16 protein-coding genes are annotated in these 19,806 nt (G+C 52.1%); 6 read left to right on the forward strand and 10 right to left on the reverse strand.

The features are described from left to right. Nucleotides 1-67: 67 nt before the first annotated feature. Nucleotides 68-598, forward strand: a complete 531-nt coding sequence (locus tag B036_RS0114155; RefSeq protein WP_020569382.1) for a DUF2199 domain-containing protein — start codon at nucleotides 68-70, stop codon at nucleotides 596-598. On the opposite strand, the gene argH is transcribed toward B036_RS0114155, so the two are convergent. From argH to rsfS, 6 genes are all read right to left on the reverse strand, one after another. Next, nucleotides 552-1,892 (reverse strand): argininosuccinate lyase, encoded by a 1,341-nt coding sequence (gene argH, locus B036_RS0114160; protein WP_020569383.1) that lies wholly within the window; start codon nucleotides 1,890-1,892, stop codon nucleotides 552-554. The genes B036_RS0114155 and argH overlap by 47 nt on opposite strands. Before the next feature lie 129 nt (nucleotides 1,893-2,021). Next, nucleotides 2,022-2,201 carry a Uma2 family endonuclease gene (locus B036_RS34450; RefSeq protein ID WP_157472162.1) on the reverse strand — a complete coding sequence of 60 codons (180 nt, stop codon included), beginning with the start codon at nucleotides 2,199-2,201 and terminating at the stop codon, nucleotides 2,022-2,024. Next, entirely contained in the window at nucleotides 2,165-2,611 is a 447-nt protein-coding gene (locus B036_RS29405) for a Uma2 family endonuclease (RefSeq protein WP_052333961.1), read from the reverse strand. Before B036_RS29405 ends, B036_RS34450 begins: the two co-directional genes overlap by 37 nt. A 57-nt stretch (nucleotides 2,612-2,668) precedes the next feature. After that, complete coding sequence (locus tag B036_RS0114170; RefSeq protein ID WP_020569385.1) at nucleotides 2,669-3,343, reverse strand: nitroreductase family protein; 675 nt, start codon at nucleotides 3,341-3,343, stop codon at nucleotides 2,669-2,671. Between the two features lie 105 nt (nucleotides 3,344-3,448). Next, nucleotides 3,449-5,440, reverse strand: coding sequence for an ATP-dependent zinc metalloprotease FtsH (ftsH, locus tag B036_RS0114175; RefSeq protein WP_020569386.1), 1,992 nt, complete (start codon nucleotides 5,438-5,440; stop codon nucleotides 3,449-3,451). A 71-nt stretch (nucleotides 5,441-5,511) separates the two neighbouring features. Next, nucleotides 5,512-5,856 (reverse strand): ribosome silencing factor, encoded by a 345-nt coding sequence (rsfS, locus tag B036_RS0114180; protein WP_020569387.1) that lies wholly within the window; start codon nucleotides 5,854-5,856, stop codon nucleotides 5,512-5,514. 162 nt (nucleotides 5,857-6,018) lie between these two features. Between rsfS and B036_RS0114185 the strand changes: the two genes are divergently transcribed. Then, on the forward strand, nucleotides 6,019-6,801 hold the full coding sequence (locus B036_RS0114185) for a biotin--[acetyl-CoA-carboxylase] ligase (protein WP_020569388.1): 783 nt from the start codon (nucleotides 6,019-6,021) through the stop codon (nucleotides 6,799-6,801). 475 nt (nucleotides 6,802-7,276) lie between these two features. Here the strand turns inward: B036_RS0114185 and B036_RS0114195 are convergent, their stop codons facing one another. Beyond that, entirely contained in the window at nucleotides 7,277-10,027 is a 2,751-nt protein-coding gene (locus B036_RS0114195) for an alpha/beta hydrolase family protein (RefSeq protein ID WP_020569390.1), read from the reverse strand. Between the two features lie 155 nt (nucleotides 10,028-10,182). On the opposite strand from B036_RS0114195, the gene B036_RS0114200 reads away from it, so the two are divergent. After that, on the forward strand, nucleotides 10,183-11,541 hold the full coding sequence (locus B036_RS0114200; protein ID WP_026231987.1) for a gluconokinase: 1,359 nt from the start codon (nucleotides 10,183-10,185) through the stop codon (nucleotides 11,539-11,541). A gap of 43 nt (nucleotides 11,542-11,584) precedes the next feature. On the opposite strand, the gene B036_RS0114205 is transcribed toward B036_RS0114200, so the two are convergent. Further along, the gene (locus B036_RS0114205) at nucleotides 11,585-12,556 is read right to left on the reverse strand and encodes a UbiA prenyltransferase family protein (protein ID WP_020569392.1); all 972 of its coding nucleotides are present in this window, start codon (nucleotides 12,554-12,556) and stop codon (nucleotides 11,585-11,587) included. A gap of 116 nt (nucleotides 12,557-12,672) precedes the next feature. Between B036_RS0114205 and B036_RS0114210 the strand changes: the two genes are divergently transcribed. Beyond that, nucleotides 12,673-14,466: a vWA domain-containing protein gene (locus B036_RS0114210; protein ID WP_157472163.1), complete on the forward strand. Its 1,794-nt coding sequence runs from the start codon at nucleotides 12,673-12,675 to the stop codon at nucleotides 14,464-14,466. 36 nt (nucleotides 14,467-14,502) lie between these two features. Here the strand turns inward: B036_RS0114210 and B036_RS0114215 are convergent, their stop codons facing one another. Both B036_RS0114215 and pyrE read right to left on the reverse strand, forming a co-directional pair. Continuing rightward, the gene (locus tag B036_RS0114215) at nucleotides 14,503-15,588 is read right to left on the reverse strand and encodes a M42 family metallopeptidase (protein ID WP_020569394.1); all 1,086 of its coding nucleotides are present in this window, start codon (nucleotides 15,586-15,588) and stop codon (nucleotides 14,503-14,505) included. Nucleotides 15,589-15,746: 158 nt separating this feature from the next. Continuing rightward, complete coding sequence (gene pyrE, locus B036_RS0114220; RefSeq protein WP_020569395.1) at nucleotides 15,747-16,388, reverse strand: orotate phosphoribosyltransferase; 642 nt, start codon at nucleotides 16,386-16,388, stop codon at nucleotides 15,747-15,749. 85 nt (nucleotides 16,389-16,473) lie between these two features. Here pyrE and B036_RS29410 point away from each other — a divergent pair, with 85 nt between their 5' ends. After that, complete coding sequence (locus tag B036_RS29410; protein WP_020569396.1) at nucleotides 16,474-17,115, forward strand: NUDIX hydrolase; 642 nt, start codon at nucleotides 16,474-16,476, stop codon at nucleotides 17,113-17,115. Nucleotides 17,116-17,765: 650 nt separating this feature from the next. Continuing rightward, the coding region (locus B036_RS0114230; protein WP_026231988.1) for an SdrD B-like domain-containing protein at nucleotides 17,766-19,806 on the forward strand (2,041 nt) is incomplete at its 3' end.

The raw sequence follows: 19,806 nt of genomic DNA on the forward strand, positions 1-19,806 counted from the left end.
AGCAGGGGCGATCCCCTGCGGTCGCCCCAGCTAGGCACGCCCAATCATACCCCCGTTCGCTACGCGAATGCAAAATCACCTTGATCACCTCATTATAACCATGCGCGACAATCAAAAATTCATCTGCCGGAGGTGCGGCAAACCACATCAACTGGAAACAGTGATGGAGTTCCCTTTGCCCGACGATATCTCCGACATTACCAGTGGGAGGAAGCCGGGCGAACTCAAAACCCTGTTCAAGCAGAGTTATTTAATTGACGGGAAATACATCTTGACTAAATGCGCGCTTCACATTAATATTGTCGACTTACCTGATGAGCTGGAACTTCAAACCTGGATCAGGATTGAACGAGCCGAGGCAAAACGTGCTTACGGTAACACGGATGGAGAAGAAATAATTGTAACGGGCAAGCTGGTCTATCCGATACCATTTTATGGTATGTCAGATTACCCCGTCGTCAAAGTTGATCTGGTGGCAGAAGAGGTTTATCCCGTAGGGAAACTGATCTTTTCAAGTGAAGCTTTTAGGCGAGACTGGCATGACGGAATCACTACCGCCCGGCTGCAGGAGATCCTTTCGGATTTGCATCACGCTTAAAACTGTCCATCACCTTCTCCAATTTCTCCCGAATCCGGTCATTACCCAGGTTGCCAAGGCTGCCGAGGTGGGTATGCTTCAGTTCGGTGGGCGGCACGAAGGTGCCGGCTTCGATGTCGCGGCCCACCTGGGTGTAAGCATCGCGGAAGGGCACGCCTTCCAGTACCAGGTTGTTGACGGCTTCCACGCTGTAGAGGTAGGTGTATCTTGGGTCGGTAGGGAGTTCCTGGGCGCGGACGCTGGTGCGGGGGAGGGCGTAAAGAGCAATGGCCAACCCGTCCTCCAGCTGATCCAGTGCGGGGAAGATGGCTTCCTTCAGGAGTTGGAAGTCGCGGTGATAGCCCGAAGGTAAGTTGGCGGTCAACTGGCTCATCTGTGCCGGTAGCGATTGCAGCAGGTTACAACGGCCCCGGAGCAATTCGAATACGTCCGGATTCTTCTTGTGTGGCATGATGCTGGAGCCGGTCGTCAGCTCGGGGGGCAATTGCAGGAAACCGAAGTTTTGACTGCTGTACAGGCATACGTCCATTGCCATTTTGCCAACGGTTTGGGCCAGACCGGCAATGGCAAAGGCTACCAGCAATTCCGTCTTTCCCCGGCCCATTTGGGCGGCAACGACGTTGACGACTGGTTCGTCAAAGCCAAGTAATTCAGTAGTGCGATCCCGGTTCAAGGGGAAGCTGGAGCCGTAGCCAGCGGCAGAGCCAAGCGGGTTCTGGTTAACGACGTCGTAAACACCCTTCCACATCCGCAGGTCATCGATCAGCGCTTCGCCGTAGGCACCGAACCACAGTCCGAAGCTGGATACCATCGCAATTTGCAGGTGGGTGTAACCCGGGATCAGCTTGTCCTTATGTTCATCGCTCAGGTCAGTTAGCGTCCGGCTAAGTTCTGCGGTCTGTGCAACAATGCCTTCGATCCGGTGGCGGAAGTACAGCCGAAGATCCACCAGTACCTGGTCGTTTCTGCTTCTGCCAGAGTGTATCTTTTTCCCGTCATCGCCAAGGGCACGGGTCAGTAGTAATTCCACCTGGCTGTGTACGTCTTCCACCCCATCTTCGATCACAAAGTCTCCGGCCAGGGCTACCGCATGCAGCTCCTCTAACTTTTCCTTGCACCTGCGCGCCGCGCCCGCATCAAGCAAACCTACTTCGGAAAGCATCTGGACGTGCGCCAGAGATCCCTGAATGTCAAAAGGGGCCAGCTCAAGATCGAGCTCACGGTCGCGCCCGACGGTGAAGTCAGCAATACGTTGATCGAGGTCGTAGTCTTTTTCCCAGAGTTTGGTTGGCATCGCGGTGGAGGTTGGAGGTTACAAGTTGCACATTACAGGTTGTACAAGACCGTAAAAAGGTTTCGTTCCGGCAAAGATCAACCCATAGCGCTCAACTTCCCAACCTATAGGCTGGAAGAAATTTTTTTTCTACGAAAGCAGGGTCAGATCAAAGGAAAAACCCGGCAAGACATCTTCTCCTCCAATTTCGCGATTCAGGGGCGTGACCAGTTCCACAGAACGATCAGCCCGGTAAATCCACAGGCGATCGGAATCCACGTCGATCAGCCAGGCTAGTTTGACACCATTTTTAATCCAGACATTACGCATTTTATCTTCCCGATCAGCAGCTTGTCAGTTGGCGAAATAACCTCAACAATAAATTCCGGAACAATTGGCGCAAAGTGGCGTAAGCCTGACTCAGTGACTTGATCCATTTGTTCTGCTGAAACGTAACTCGCATCAGGAGGTTTTACTGAAGTATCCGGTAAGCGAAAGCCAGTGCTACTACTAAAAGCTTTTCCTCCATGAGCTCGTGCATAAAGGTTAAGGTCGGTACTGATCTCGTTTTCACGATTACCACTTAAGGGAGATACAGGCGACATAATAGTAAGGGTTCCGTTCGGTTCACGTTCAATAACCAATTCGGGATTGGCAAAACAAAAACCCTCAAACTCTTCGTTTGTCATTTCACGTGCATAAGAGATCGGCGTGCTGATGTCCGGCAGTTCTATGTACATAGTGTACTTGGCGAAAATTTTGTTACTATCAAGATGACGTTTTTGGCAGACAGTTAGTTACTCATACCAAACACTCATATCCTCCAACTCCTTTCGTGAAATCACCGGAACCGCAGCATCCTCTGCCGGGTACCCCACCGGCAGCAGCAAAAACGCTTTCTCATTCTCTGGCCGTTCCAGCACCTTTTGCAGGAAGTTCATCGGGCTTGGGGTGTGGGTGACCGTAACTAATCCAGCGTGGTGGATGGCATTGATAAGCATGCCACAGGCCAGACCGACGGACTCGTTCACGTAGTAGTTCTTTTCTTTTTCACCCGCGGCGTTCAGGTCATAGGTCTTCTTGAAGGCAACGATGATGTACGGGGCGGTGGTGATAAAGGGCTTATGCCAGTCGGTACCGAATTTTTTCAGATCGTCGAGCCAATCTTCCGACATACGGCCGTGGTAGTTCTCATATTCTTCCTTCTCTGCGGCTTCCCGGATTATTGCCTTGATGTCCGGGTTCGTAACGACGCAAAAATTCCAGGGCTGTTTATTTGCTCCGCTAGGCGCCGTTGACGCCGTTTTGAGGACCAATTCGATCACCTCTTTCGCTACCGTCCGGTCACTAAATTCCCTTACCGTCCGGCGTTCGTTTGCCTGTAGAAAAAGCCTTTTGGCTCTTTCAAGCATCTCTTCCTGGGGGTATTCCTTATGTTCGAGGAGCTGAAAACCATCTTTAGTGTGTGCCATAGAGCAAAGGTAAGTAACGGGCCGAGGCTACCCTAAAACAAAGCCGGCCGTCAGACATAATGGTCTGGCGGCCGGCAGTTCGGTTACTTTATGGTGTTCAGGACACTAGCTGACTCCGTTTGGTGAGGAGTCCAGCGAGTTATCCACTACTCCTGGCATCTCTACCGGAGGGAGTTTGTCTGCATCTACCGGTCGTGGGCCAATAAGGCGAACGAGGTCTTTGCTACTGAGCACCTCCTTGTCGAGGAGTTCTTTAGCCAACAGTTCCACTTCAGCACGTTTGTCCTTCAGCAGTTCTTGCGCACGCATGTACTGGCTGTCCAGCAACCTCCGGACCTGATTGTCAATGAGGGTAGCCGTTTCATCAGAGTAAGGGCGCTGATAAGCATCCTTGCTCATACCATAAAAGCTGACCTGGCCGACTTCCGGGTTCATACCGTAAACGGTAATCATATCGTAAGCCTGCTTAGTTACTTTATCAAGGTCATTCTGAGCGCCAGTGCTGATCTTTCCGAAGATGACCTGCTCGGCGGCGCGGCCACCGAAGGTCATACACATCATGTCGAGCATCTGCTCGGTACGGGTGATGTATTGCTCCTTTGGCAGGTACTGGGCATAGCCGAGCGCGGCAACGCCGCGGGGGACGATGGTCACCTTCACCAGCGGGCTGGCGTGCTCGAGGAACCAACCACAAATGGCGTGACCGGCTTCGTGGTAAGCAATGATTTCCTTTTCGTCTGGATTGATCAGTTTGTTCTTTTTTTCGAGTCCGCCAATGGCTTTGTCGAGGGCGTAGTTGAAGTCAACCAAGGTTACGCTGTCCTGATTGCGACGGGCAGCGATAAGGGCTGCTTCATTACAGATGTTGGCGATTTCGGCACCGGCGAAGCCTGGGGTCATTTCGGCCAGGGTGAAGGCATCAACGGTAACACCGTCGGTCTTGATGGTCTTCAGGTGCACCTTGAAGATGGCTTCGCGTCCCTTCAGGTCCGGGCGGTCGATGCCGATCTGGCGATCGAAGCGGCCCGGGCGCAGCAGGGCGCTGTCCAGTACATCGGGGCGGTTAGTTGCCGCCATCAGGATTACGCCTTTATCTGTGCTGAAACCGTCCATCTCCACCAGGAGTTGGTTCAGGGTATTTTCCCTTTCGTCGTTACCACCTTGCATACCATTACGACCACGAGCGCGGCCAATAGCGTCGATCTCATCGATGAAGATGATACAGGGCGCTTTTTCACGAGCCTGCTTAAAGAGATCACGGACCCGGCTGGCACCGACACCGACGAACATTTCAACGAAGTCTGAGCCGGACATGGTAAAGAATGGAACGCCTGCTTCACCAGCAACGGCTTTAGCCAGGAGCGTTTTACCCGTTCCGGGAGGGCCTACAAGTAAGACACCTTTAGGGATTTTACCACCGAGTGCAGTGTACTTCTTAGGGTTTTTGAGGAAGTCAACAACTTCCATTACTTCTTCTTTGGCTTCGTCAAGACCGGCAACATCGGCGAACGTGATGTTCACCTTACTGTTCTGATCGAAGAGGGTTGCCTTGGACTTGCCGATATTGAAGATCTGACCGCCGGGGCCGCCGCCACCGCCGCCAAGGCGACGCATCAGGACGATCCAGATGATCGCGATGACTGCCAGTGGCAATAACCACTGCAGGGCTTCACCGATGTAATTGGTCCGACGAACTGATTTTACCTGTACGCGATCTTCAAAAGGAATATTGAGGTTGTCCTCCTTCTCTTTGAGTTTGCTGTAAAAGACAGAAGCGTCAACTACCGGCATCACATAATCGTACCGGGTTCCACTAATACCTCCCTGAGAGGCATCCTGGTAGGCTCCGGTATCTCCTTTCTTTTCGGGAGAAATGTAGATTTCGGCAGACCGGCCATTGACCAGGTCAATATGCTCGATGGCTCCTTTGTCCTGTAGCATCTGATACAGGCGCGCGTCGTCGATCTCGTTGCTGCTTCCGCTGCCGAGACTCGAAACCACCAGTGCCAGTAGCACCAGAGACATAATGGCGTAAAGCCAGTAGCTTTGGAACTTCGGCCCTCCTTCGGGCTTGTTATCTTGATTGTTATTATCCATGTTCTTAGGCTAACGCACGATTTCCCGATTCGTTGGGAAAATCATGCTGATTTTAGGATAGAGTAGTTTGTTTACTGATCGTAAGTCGTAACTACTCCGTCACTCCAGAGGTCTTCTAACTCGTAAAACTTACGGGTTTCCGGGTAAAAAACGTGTACGACCACGTCGAAATAGTCCAGACAAATCCAATTTGCATGCCGCCCGCCGGTAACGGTTTTGGGCACTTCATTGAGTTCTACCTTCATGCGCTTCTGTACCTGTCCGGCAATGGATGATACTTGAGTAGTGGAGTCTCCTTCGCAGACGAAAAAGAACTCAGCCGGCCGGTCGTGCAGGTGGCGCAAGTCGATGCGGACAATGTTTTTACCTTTGATGTCCCGGATGCTATCGAGGATAAGTTCCAGCCTCTCCTCCATTTGAGTAGAGAGATTAGCGGGGGCAGTGGTTACAGACGTGTTCAGAATAATTGATTTTTCTTATTAAAGGTAGCAAAAACCGTACCTCTTTAGAACGAACTAAACCCTCTTTTGGGTCATTCGATACCGGTATTATCTTCAAATCAAGACAATAGGACGACATTGCCCCTTATAAACACTACACTTTTTCCTAAAGTTGCCCGCCACTACGGCGAAACAGACGGTACGAATGCTGAGGCAATGCGGGCCATCTCCGGTTCGGAGCCCCCCACAGCCGGTGCAGTGTACCGGGCCGATGAGCAAACTGCGGGTAGAGGGCAGGGAACAAACCGATGGCATTCTACCCCGGGTGACAACCTGACGTTTAGCATGGTGGTATACCCTGACCATTTGGCGGTAGACCGGATTTTTGCCCTGACACAACTGTCCGGCTTGGCAGTAGCAGAAACGGTGGCCCACTTTTTAAGCCCGGGGCTCGCCGCAACCGTTCGCCTTAAATGGCCCAACGATGTTTACGTCGGAGACCAGAAAATAGCCGGTATCCTGGTGCAGAACGGCCTGCGTGGCAGCAGCGTTTCCTGGTCAGTCATTGGCATCGGTTTGAACGTAAATGAAGCGGACTTTCCGGAGGAATTGTCGGATAAAGCCACTTCTCTTGCTCAGCTTTCCAGTACCCTCTTTTCCACCGATGAAGTTTTGAACTTTCTGCTGGCTCGGTTGGCCCAAAATTATCAGCTGTCTGATCCCCGGCGATTGAAGGAGCTCGGCCACCGCTATCAGGGCTTGCTCTATCGTCACAACCTGCCTGGCCGTTATCAGGAAGTTGAAACTGGTACATACTTCTTCGCCGTTTTACGGGGTGTGAATGAAATTGGCCAGCTACGACTGGAGCTGGCGGAGGGGGGAGAACGGATGTTTTCTTTACGGGAAGTTAGGTTTGTTTAACTCGTTTAACCAATGTGTAGTCATTGGTATAAGGTCCGAATTTAGCCTCGTATCGTTTCCGGACATCCAGATAACTGCCAAATACACTCTGATTTCCTTTAAGTGAAGTTTTGGTAATGATTCTTCCCCTGAAAACGTCATGGGGAGACATCTGGATGATACATTCGTCTTCTAGTTGAAGGTATGGGGAAGCAACCATTCGCATTCTTCCCAAGACAGAGACTCGTACTTCCGAACCATCAAATACATCTTCTGCCAGGTACAAGTCATTTCCCAGGTGCCTGGTGATTCTTACGATTGCAACAATAAAGTTCTGCTCCATGACTGCTTCTCTTTTATCATTCCTTGCACCTGCGGCCCCGCCCCAATAAGTAGTCTTGTAGTTCGGTAGTCGGTAGTCTGGTAGAGCTACCACAAGTGCCATTAGCTGCGCTTTGCACACTCACCCATCACATGCGATAGTTCTACAAGTTTATCAATCTAAGCCCTTTGCCCTTTCAATAGGCTTGACCCCTTCCGCCATCCACATGGGCATCGGTTCTCCCATCAAATAATGATCAAAGAAGGCAGCCATGCGTGTCTGGAAATCGGCCCGATTTGCAGTTTTCAGTGGCCAGTGCGGCTCGCCCCGGTAATTGAGCATCCAGGCAGGTTTACCCAATCGGCGTAAAGCAGTAAACCACTCAATGCCCTGCTCCCACGGCACCGCACTGTCGTGATCGTTGTGCAGGATCAGCAGCGGTGTATTGATCTTGTCGGTAGTGAACAGCGGGCTGTTTTCGTAATATCGCTGGAAGTGACTCCACGGCGTGCCGCCGATGCGACTCTGCGTATGCTCATACTGAAACTGCCGGCTTCGCCCCGAGCCCCAGCGAATACCGCCATAGGCAGAAAACATGTTGACCACCGGTGCGCCAGACTCGACGGCGGCGAACAGGTCGGTCTTCGTCACCAGATAGGCTGCCTGGTAACCACCCCAACTATGTCCCTGCATCCCAATTCGCTCTTTGTCGATGAACCCTTCCGCCAGTAGGCTGGTCAAACCACTCATCACACAGTCGTAGGCACTTTCGCCAGGGTACCCAATACGGTAAACCACGTCCGGATTGAAAATAACGTAGCCCTTGCTGACGTAGTGGCTGTAGTTGATGCTACTCCGCCCCACTAAGGGTGTCTGGTGGCGGTAGACCCGCTCGCTGCTCCGCTCGTAGTAGTTGACCATCAGCGGGTATTTCTTGTTTGGGTCGAAATTGTCTGGTTTTACCAACTGGCCCTTAAGGGTACGGCCCTGCAGATCGGTCCATTCATAGGTTTCATTGGTGCCCCAGGCGAAGTCTTTTTGTTGAGGGTTGGCCTGAGATATCCTGGTTCCTTCTTTAGCCATGTCGCCGGTCAGTCGCAGATCAGGGAATTCCCTGAAGTCGGATCGGGTATAGAGGTACTGTTCGGCCGACCGTGCTTTGGCGAAATCGCCGAAATTCTTCGGGCCGGAACGTAAACTGGTGAAGCTGCCGTCGGTCAGCTTCAACCAACCGTAACCTTCATGGTAAGTGTCTTGGTGAAACGTGGCGGCCAATACCTTTTCCGAGGGATCGATGAACCGATTTTCCGGATCGAGATCCTGAAGGAAGTAGCGAATGTTCTTCTCCCGGCCTTTTGTTAGTCGAACCGGTTTTTCTTTCCCGGCGGGGTCCAGTTGCCAGAGGTCGTAACGATCAGCTACTAAGAACTTGTTGCCGCCGGACAGCGTGCCCTGGTAACCATAGCTGCTGGGGTGCATCGGCCGGTCGTTGATCTCGTCGTAGAAAACGCCGGTGGCGTTGGTGGTCAATACGTGCGCCTGGCCATTGGCGGCATCAAAACTGTTCCAGGTGGTGTCTGTCTGGTTGTACCAAACCAGGTATTTACCGCCTTCGAGCCAGCGGGCGGGGGTGACTTGGCCGTCGAGCATTGCTTTGCGTTCGCCCGTGCGCAGATCCACTACGGTGGTATTCCGGGCGCCGGGCCCGCCTTCCCACATAGTCTCTTTGGAGTAGGGACGATCGTCATAGACCATTACATAGTGGCCGGTGAGGTCGTTGGGTTGGTAATCGTAAGGCCGATCCGGGGTGCCGAGTTGCAGGAAACTGTTGGCTTTGGTCCGGTAAACGGCCAGGAAGGTGCGTTTCTCTTCCGCTCTAAGGCGGAGGTTTTCCTCGGTGTACATCCGGTCGTCATCGGTCGTCCAAATTTCGACGTCGGCAATTTCTTCGTCGAGTAGATTAGTGTCACGCTCCGGCCGGCGCGGCGTAGTACCGAAGAAGAGGTAGTCGCCGTTGTCGCTGAACTCCGGAGTGCGGTCGTCAGAGATGCGGCTGCCTTGCGGCATCCAGTCGAGGGCCTCGCCCGTCAGCTTTTCTGCCGTGCGGTCATCGCCCTGCCAGTGGTGAAGGTGGAAGGGCTTTTGAGCGTCCTTCGCCTCTTTATTAGCGGTGAGGAAGGCGGCTTGGCTGCCGTCGTTGCTCAGTGCCAGGGCAGTGTAGTCGCCCTCATCGCTGCTGAGGGTTTGCCACTGTAGATCGTCGGCAAGGCGTAGAATACCGGCTTTCCAGGAGCTGTCCTTGGCGGTTTGGTGCGCCAGCACTACGGCGGCGTCACGAGCCAGGAGGAAGGATTTTACGCCTTCGAGGTAGAAGCTGTCCGGGGTGCTGAACGACCGCACCAGCAGTCGGTGCGCATCTTTGTCCAGTCCTTTTTGCAGGCTGTCGGGTAGGGTAGAGTCGGTCGTATAGGCGTAACGACCACTCCAGCGTTCTCCGGTTTTGAAGTCATAGACCCGGGGAATGATGCGGGGCTCCGGTTCGGTCAGGTGCCATACCAGTAGGCTGTCCATTTTGGCCAGTTTGTCCTTGGCTTTCTTTTTTTCGGAGAGTTTTAGTGCTTTCACGGTAGCCATGCCTGGCTTGAGCAGACCGATCAGGTGTTGACCATCGTAACTTAGTCGGGCGCGGTGTAGCCGGGGAAACCGGCGTTCGGTTTTCGTCTTGCCGTCATAGACTACGGCAATGGGGTCGCCAACGTCTTTTGTCAGGGTGTAAAGGACAAACCTGCCATCGGCACCGATCTCTTCATCGTCGATCACGTTCCAGGTCTGCATGTCTGGAATGGTGATGGCTTTTTGGGCGCGGCCGCTGGTGCAGAGGAGGGTTAGGAGGAGCAGGGTGGGGAGGAAGTGGTGGAATCGCATGGTGGGGGGCTTGTTGGAGCCGAAAGCTACGGTATTTGGCGCGAATGAAGGGTAGCGCCTTGTTGACGGGACTACTCCCTAGTCGGAAGACGAACTTTCGTCCGGCTACGCCAGGCCAAAAGAATTCGGCTGACGACTTTAGTACCTTAGCCCCCATGACCCCCTACCACATCGGCCTGGACGTAGGCACCACCGCCACCAAAGCCTGCGCCTTCAATGCTTCCGGCGAAATGATCGGCATTGCCGAACGGGAGTACGAATTGCTTCACCCGGAACCGGGCGCTGCCATTCAGCGGCCTGTGGAAGTGCTCAGGGCCGCCGGGGAAGCACTGGCCGAACTGGTTGAATCTACCGATGGCCAGCCGGCCGGCGTCGGCCTGAGCTGCCCGATGCACAGCCTCATTTTATGTGATGAGAATGAAGTGCCGCTGGACCATGTCATCACCTGGGCCGATACCCGTGCGCAGGCAGTGATGGACGAGATCAGCCAGGAAGACCGCAGGGAGTTACACCGGATTACCGGTACGCCCGTCCATCCGATGTCTCCGTTAGTGAAGCTGCGTTGGCTGCTGCGGGAAGACCCCGCACTGAAAGACAAGGCAGCGTACTGTTATGACCTTAAATCTTTCCTGACGAAATCCTGGACAAAAAAGGCGGCGCTGGATGAGCAGCTCGCCTCCGCCACCGGGATGTACGACAATAGAAAGGGGGAATGGTCGGAACTGGCACTAACCATCGCCTCAGGAGAGGCGAAGAATGGATTTCCCTTTGAGTTACCACCAGTACTCCCCGCCAACCACGAACTAAAATGGGATAAGGAAGTGGCCGAACGCCTCGGCCTTACCGGCGTTCCGCTCTTCCTCGGAGGTTCCGACGGCGTACTGGCCAACGTGGGCAGCGGGATCATGGAACCGGGAGACGTGGCGCTGAGTATCGGTACCAGCGGTGCCGTCCGCACCACCCACGGCAGCGCAGAGGTTGACCCTAAATACGGTCTATTTAACTACAAGATGAAGGACGGCCTGTACGTCATTGGTGGCCCCACTAATAACGGCGCCAAGGTGCTGGAATATTGGCAAGGACTCCTCTCCGGGCATTACGCCAACGTGGGCGAACTGATCGATGGTGCCTTTACCGTCGATCCGGAAGATTGCCCCACCTTCTCCCCCTGGCTCTATGGCGAGCGCGCGCCTCTGTGGGATGCCGCTGCTGCGGCAGGTTTAGAAGGCCTGCGTGGCCATCACGGCCCAGCTCACATCGCCCGTGCCGTTTTGGAAGGGGTAACCGGAAACATCGTCAACATCCTCCGGAAGCTGGAAGAAGTCGTAGGCCCCGCCAATCGGATCCTGGCCAGTGGCGGCTTTACGAAGTCGCCGGAATGGGTAGCACTGGTCGCCGTCCGTTCCGGCCGGAAGGTGGAGGTGGCTGATGCGGCGCAGGCTTCCGCTTACGGCGCCGCCCTGGTTGCCATCAACGCCCAAACGGACCTCGAAGCGTCGCGTAGCGACCTTTGAGCGTCCGTTCGCGCATCCACCTTCGCCCGCTCCCCCTTTGCTTTCAAATTCCGAAGCCCGCACCCGCGCCCGCGCCCAAAATCGACATCAGCCAGTAAGCAAACGGCGGCACCAATAACAAGCCATTCACCACTATGGCATACCAGTTCTCGTCCTGCTTGCGGTAAGTCAGGTAGGTTATTGGTAAAAGGGCCAGATAAGCAAGCCCCAGAGATATGCCCAGATTAGAAGGGTAGATGCATCCGTCCCATAGGTTTTGAGCCATCAGAATACAAAAGATCAGTGCGCCATAGACCAGGACCTTGTGCAACCTTGGTCGTTCATTCGCCATGGTTCGAACGCCCTGTGACCGATCAAGAACCACGTCTCGTAGATCGAATAACATCGCCGCGGCACCGGTGAATAATAGGCGAATGAGACATTCAACATAAAAATTCTGCGCCGTCATTGTTGGAGGAAGACATGAAAAAGGGGTGATCAAGCCGAGTAAGTCATTCTCTGATTCCGGTACTATAAAAGCGCTAGCAGCAGTGTTGATCACCATAACCGGTAAGACGACGGTCATGATCGTCCACGCAACGGCAACCCACACAACTTTTAGGTAGGGCAGGTCCCGTAGTCGCCGCCAGCCAGGCAGCGGCGGCGTTAGATAGAAAACTGTGAGCGGGACGGCGGCTAAGAGGCACCACCAAATTGCCTTAAGGAAGGTAAAACTAAGGAGAATCGCCAAGGCTATGGACAGGCCGCCTATCCATAGACTCGTTTTTGGGGCTTCGGCGACAAGTTCATATCGCCGGCTCTGCGGTCGGATGCCGGCACGTTGGAAACTTAAGTAACGATGTAAGGTGTAAACGCCGAGCGTAGCTAAGAAAATAAAGGAAAGAACGGGCCATTCACTAACGCAGGTTTGATTGCCATACACAAGCCGAAGGCTCAACCAAGACAAGCCCGTAGCCGCCAGCGCAATCCAGACGTGCCCGTAGAATACCCAATTGAAAAGGCGGTTAGCGGTCATAAGGAGGTGCCCGGACGGTGAAACGGTGTGGGTTACTTACGTCCCGTACCCCAAAAAGTTTGGCAAGGTTTGTGTATTTCAGTGGTAAGCTACATCCATGGTCTAAAATCCAAACCATGAAACTCCTGTTTTCCCTTTTATTCTCCCTTCCCTTTTTCCTTCACGCCCAGTGCGTCACCGGTACGATCACTGATGCTGACGACGGTTCTCCATTGATCGGAGTTAGTATCCTTTGGGAAGGAACTACCCAGGGAACCGTTACCGATTTCGACGGAAAATTCAGCCTGTGTGTTTCCTCTCCTGATTCCGTGGTATTGGTGATGACTTATACCGGTTACGAAACGCTGGAAACCCTGGTAGCCCCGGGCCAGAAAATAGGGATAGTAAAATTAGAATCTGGCAGCCAGTTACTGGAAGAGGTTGTCGTCACCGCATATGCCGTTCAGCGTAAAAAGGATGTGGCCCGGTCCGCAGCAATTTCCAGACCGGCCAACTATGGTGCCCGGTATCAAAACTCGCCCGCCTATGCACCGGAACCGACCCAGCAGGAATCCTATAATAAAATTACCCGCAACGGATTTATTAAAACTAAAGAGCAAAACTTCTCCACAATTTCCACTGACGTGGACCGGGCCGCCTACGCCAACGTTCGCCGAATACTAAATGAAGGAAAAATCCCCCCGGCAGATGCCGTCCGCACAGAGGAATTAATTAATTATTTTAAATACCAGGATCCTGATCCCAAAACGAAAGACGGAATTGCATTGCGAACGGAGTTTATAACCTGCCCGTGGAACGAGCAAAACCAATTGCTTCGCGTAAGTGCCCGTACAATGCCCATCACAAATGAAGACTTACCGCCAGCTAATCTCGTCTTTTTACTGGACGTTTCCGGCAGTATGAGCAGTGCTAATAAATTGCCGTTGGTGAAGGAGAGCCTGAAAATGTTGACCCAGAGTTTGCGCGCAGAGGATAAGGTTGCCATCGTGGTCTACGCCGGCGCAGCCGGCCTGGTATTACCACCTACTTCGGGTAAGGACCCGGCAACGATCGTTGCCGCACTTGATAAGTTGAGCTCCGGTGGTTCCACTGCCGGCGGAGCCGGCATTCAGCTGGCCTATAACGTAGCCCGGAAGCATTTCGTCCAGGGCGGAAATAACCGTATTATTCTCGCCACCGACGGTGATTTCAACGTCGGTACCAGCAGCCAGGAAGGCTTGTTGAAACTTATCGAAAAAGAACGTGAAAGCGGCATCTATCTTACGGTTTTGGGCTTCGGAACCGGGAATTACCAGGAAGGAACGATGCAGGAATTAGCCGATCGCGGCAACGGTAACCATGGTTACATCGATTCTCCGGCGGAGGCGAAAAAGATACTGGTCAGCGAGTTTGGTGGGACGATGTACACCGTCGCAAAAGACGTGAAGCTTCAGCTCGAATTCGATCCGGAAGTAGTCGCCGCTTACCGCCTCATCGGCTACGAAAACCGGCTGTTGGCCAAGGAGGACTTTGACGACGATACGAAGGACGCCGCCGAAATGGGGGCTGGCCATAACGTAACCGTTTTGTACGAAATAGTGCCGGCAGGAGAATATAAAGAAGCTAATTACTTAGGCTACCTCCGACTTCGGTATAAACCCAATACTGGCGGACCATCTAAAAAGGAATCTTATCCCGTTGCGGCCAACCACCATACCGATGCTACCGCCTCAAACGATATCCGTTGGGCCGCAGTGGTGGCGGAGTTCTCCATGCTTTTGACGGACAGTAAACATAAAGGATCGGCGAACTGGAAGCATTGCCTGGAAATGGCAAATAAATCTATTGGAAAGGATACTGAAGGGTATCGTTCGGAAATGATAACTTTGATTGGTAAGGCGGAGGCTGTTGCTAATGTGAAGAATAAGTAACTGATGGGAAATAGTTGGTTTTATACTCTATTGGGGTTAAACCTCAAAATACTTGAAGCTCATCCCGCCATCAATCCGTTGCAAAGTCTCGTAAATCAGCTTGATCACGCCTTCCACGTCGTCCCTATGCGCCATCTCCACCGTCGTATGCATATAACGTAGCGGTAGGCTGATCAAGGCTGAAGGTACGCCGCCGTTGGAGTAGGCAAAGGCGTCGGTGTCCGTGCCGGTGGCACGGCTGCTAGCCTCGCGCTGGATGTCGATATCGTTGGCTTCAGCGGTATCGATGATCAGCTTGAGCAATTTATTGTGTACTGCCGGAGCATAGGTGACGCTGGGCCCTTTACCCGCTATAACTTCTCCGACCTTAGCTTTATTAAGCAGCGGCGTACTGGTGTCGTGGGTTACATCAGTGACGATCGCTACGTGTGGTTTAATGTTGTCTGCGATCATTTCTGCACCCCGCAGGCCTACTTCTTCCTGCACCGAATTGACGATGTAGAGCGAAAAGTCCAGCTCGATGTTGTTCTCTTTAAGCAATCGCGCCACCTCGGCAATACAGAAGCCGCCCATCCGGTTATCGAGGGCGCGGCCGCAGTAGAAGGTATCGTTCATTACCTCCAGTTCATCTGGGTAAGTGATTACGGAGCCAACGTGAATACCCATTTCGAGGACCTCTGCCTTGTCCTTCGCACCTACGTCGATGGTGATGTTGTGAATTTGTGGTTGGAGTTTAGCTTCGTCTCCACGACGGGTGTGAATGGCCGGCCAGCCGAAAACACCGCGCACAATCCCCTTGTCTCCATGAATATTTACCCGCTTTGAAGGGGCGATTTGGTGGTCGCTGCCTCCGTTACGGATCACATGGATAAACCCACTTTCAGTGATGTAATGCACAAACCAGCTGATCTCATCAGCATGTCCTTCAATTACGACGCGATAATCCTTGCCGGGGTTAATGATCCCGTAGGCCGTTCCGTAATTGTCCAGCCCTACCTCATCAACGAAAGGACGGATATACTCTAGCCACAGCTTCTGCCCAGACGACTCAAAGCCAGTCGGAGAGGCATTGTTAAGGTAACTGTTGAGGAATTTTTCAGATTGCTTGGTAAGTATTGCCATTGTTGGTCAGGTAGTTAGTTGGTCAGATCGTCAATTGGTAAGTTGTTGCGTACTGTTTGACTAATAAGGCGGGAACGCAGGTGCAGTAGAAATTTGTAGGAGCAGTGTAAACCAGCCAAAATCACCCGGTTCATTTTTGCTTTTGCTAAAGACGGAGGTTATGCAGCCTGGAAGTCCTCGCTCCATGCTCTTGGGTCTTCCCGCCAACTGCTTAGTGCTTTAGCTTCTTCATTGGAAATGTAGGCGGAATCTGCTGCTTCAACCAACAAGGTTTCGTAGCCGCTGATGGTGGCGAGTTGTATGTCTGCCAGGGCAAAGGCACGAACGGCGGCCGGGAACTCATAGCTGAAGATGGCCACTGCGCCGATAGCATCACCTCCCGCTGCCTTTAGCGCATCTATTGCTTTTAGTGAAGAACCTCCCGTTGAGATCAGGTCCTCCACCACCAGGTATCGTTGGCCGGGGGTGACCCTGCCTTCAATTAGGTTTTGGCGACCATGCTCTTTCGCCTTCGATCTGATGTAAACGAAAGGCAAATTCAGCCGGTCGGCTAACAGTGCGCCGTGTGGGATACCTGCGGTCGCAACGCCTGCGATGCCTTCAATATTTTCAAAGCCTGCCGCCAACTCCACTAGGCCGTCAATGACTTCGGTACGAATGCTCGGGTAGGAGAGGAGTACCCGATTGTCACAATAAATGGGAGACCTCAGACCACTTGCCCAGGTGAATGGCGTAGTGGGTTGAAGCTTTACGGCACCTACCTCTAGGAGACGACGGGCTATTTTTGCAGCAGTACTCATATCGTAACGTATTAGTTCAGAACCTTAAGAGAGGCAGGCGTACTGTAACTTACAGCGGAAAACCTATAACTTAAAATCGCCGCAAATGTACGTAATCTATATCAACGACCGACCGCTTGCCCTGCTTTCAAAAACAGAACATCGCACCGGCGCCCTCGCCCAGGAAATCTTAAATTCAGAAACACACCTAACTGCGATGTACAGCGGGAAGCCAAGAACCCTGCTTCATTACGCGGATATGCTGGAGAAAGGAAGCCCTAAAGTTGTATCCGTAGCTATCGTTGCCAAGGACCTGGGGGATTTATGGAAAGATTTTCAGAGCCATTATCGCTGGTTACCGGCAGCAGGTGGCGTGGTGCGCCACCGCGAACTGGATAAGCACCTGTTCATCTTTCGTCGAAACTTTTGGGATCTCCCCAAAGGGAAAATAGACAAAGGAGAAGATGAACCAACGGCGGCACTCCGGGAGGTGGAGGAAGAAACAGGTATCTCAGACCTGACGCTGGGTAAGGCGCTGCCAACAACCTACCATACCTATCGGAACCGAAAAGAGAAGCGAGTCCTAAAGCCAACCTACTGGTTTGAGATGGACACCAGCCAGTCAGCGCTTGTGCCACAGGTTGAAGAGGATATTGAAATCGCAGAATGGAGAACTATCTCAGAGGTGCTTGCGGGCCCGGACCCCATCTATAAGAGCCTCCGTTTTTTGCTGGAGCAAGTCTTGTGACTTCAACGTGGGAACAATTTAAACTTTTGACGCTGATACTAAAATTTTTACTGCCATCTCAAATCTGACCAATATGATCCCTTTTTGGGGGGTCGGGCTACTTTCTATTAGCATGGGGGCTCAAATTTGCGATTTTACTAAGGCAAAAAGGCAACAAGAAAGTATAAAGCACAGAGTTTTTTTTGCTTTCTTCTTCTCTAAATGCTTATTCGTATTATATTTGTGTGTTCCTCTTTGGAGTTGACCTAGAGGTTTTTTTGAGTTGAAACCCACTTTTTTCTGTCCAATTCTTTTTAAAAAAAGTGTATATACTCCAGATCAGCTAGCACGCTAATAAGCTTTACTATTTGGTCTGAAATTGGTTACATATTTTTTTATTCTTAATGTTTTGGTTTTTACTTTGTGAGTTTCGACTCTGTGTTTTGCTTTTATTTTAATCTCTTATGAAAAATAGACTTCCGAATCCTTTAGGATTCTCTCCAGATTCAAGTCTGAGGCTTTTTCGTGCGTGCGCTACGGAAAAGAAAAATTTAGCCTTTTCCCGGCCCCGGGGAAGGGCTGTTGTCGTTTGTTTTCTCTCTAAAATCATGGAAATTTTAAACCTCTATTCGCTAGCCTCTCTGGGGCGGGCGAACTGCAACTCTCATCTCATGAAAAATTGTTCTAATCAACGTCCCTGGAAATTCATCTTTCAAGGAATCCTGACATTATTTGTTTCCGTCTTGTCTTTAGCAAGTCTGTCAGGCCAGGTGGTGGTTACAGCTGCTGCAAGTTGTTCAGACGGCGCAGGAGGGAATGCTGCAGAAAACGCCTATTATGTTACGGTAAGTAATGTGACGAATGATACGGCCACTGTTATAACCGACTTTAACGTTACGGTCGATGGCGTATTACTGACTTTCACACCAGGAGACGAGCCACTTGTTTTCGGCCCTTTCACCCATAGCGGTACCGGAGGTGCAGTCCGGGTGGTAGATGTCTTGGACAATACTAATGGAGGAGATGCTACCCGAGAGGAGATTCCGGAAGTCTTGTGTGGTGTTCGCCCTGATGGCGGACAGGCATCGGGTGGTTTCTGTATGACAACAACAGATTCCGATGCGTTGAGCGGTGCAATTTTGGCACAGTCGGCTCCAGGAAGCTTCATGGCCGGAGGGACGAGTGGCCAGATTCAAACCTACGTACTGGTTGATGCTGCCGGTTTCATAGTACAAACAAACCTGACGGGCCTCTTCACGGGCCTGCCAAGTGACACCTATCAGGTCTTCGCGGTAAACTATCGCGATACCGAACCTGTAGACGAATTCCTTATTCCGGGGGAATCTTTTGATGAAGTCCTTAATGGCTTGCCCGGTGATGCGGATGACAGCCAATTGGATGGTGCCTGTTATACGGTATGTAATACGGATCCCGTGATTATGGTTCCGGTCAACTGCCTTAGCATCGGTTCTACCGTATTCACGGATATCGATAATGATGCTACCTACGAACCGCTTGCCGGTGAAATGGGCATTCCCAACGTTACGGTAAACCTCTTTACCACAAGTGTACTTTCCGGTATGATCGATAGCTTAGTGGCTACGACAACTACTGATTCTGACGGTAACTACTTTTTTGGAGGTCTGGGCGAAGGAAACTTCCAGGTTTCTATCCCTACCACTCCTACTGGATTCCCGCTGAGTTCAACTAATGGAACAACTCCAACGGATGCTACAGGCGATAACATGGACAGTGGTATCCAGGCAATGACCGGAGATCCGGTTATCAGTCCGGTTATTATGCTGATGGCAGGGACGGAGCCTACGGGTTCGAGTGAATTCGGAGAAGGTGGCGATCAGGATGATAACACTAGCAACATTACGCAGAACAACGGCGTGGTAGTCTCTTCTTCCACAAATACAAGCGATGATGACGCGAACGGAGATATGACAGTCGATTTTGGCTTTGTGCCAGCTATGTCTCTTGGTTCTACCGTTTTCTATGATGTTGACAACAGCGGTGACCAAAGCCTGACTGATCCACTGGAAGGCGGTATTGATATGTTGACGGTTAACCTATATACTACGAGTGTGCTTACAGGTTTGGTTGATAGCCTCGTTGAGTCGACCATGACGAACGAAAATGGCGATTACCTTTTTGACTCTTTACCTCCCGGTATCTATGTCGTTGGTGTCGTTGCGGGCTCAGAAGCTCCAGTCTCATCTTCCGGTACTGCCGTTTCAATAGACCCCGAAGACAATACGGACGGTAACAGTGATGGCTCTGCTACTACAGCTGCTCTTGATGAGTCACTTTCAGGTCCCGTTATGCTGGTCTACAATATGGAGCCAAACGCTACGATTGAGACTTTCAGTGGTGGTGGTCAGGATGACGCCGACGAACTCAACGGCAACATGACGGTTGACTTCGGCTTCGTGCCGACGAACAGCGTTGGCTCCACGGTCTTCTACGATATGAACAATGACGGTATGCAGGTTGGAGCCAACGAGATTGGTATCGCCGGCGTAACGGTCGAGCTTTATGCCGATATCGACGGAGACGGCACGCCGGAGACCCTGGTCGGTACGACAATGACGAACCTCAATGGCGATTACTTCTTCGGTAACCTTCCCGACGGTACCTACACGGTAGTGATCCCGACGTCTCCGGACGGAGCGGGTATGAACTCCGATGGACAGGACGTTACGCAGG

This window comes from Neolewinella persica DSM 23188, from assembly GCF_000373105.1.
Classification (GTDB): Bacteria; Bacteroidota; Bacteroidia; order Chitinophagales; family Saprospiraceae; genus Neolewinella; species Neolewinella persica.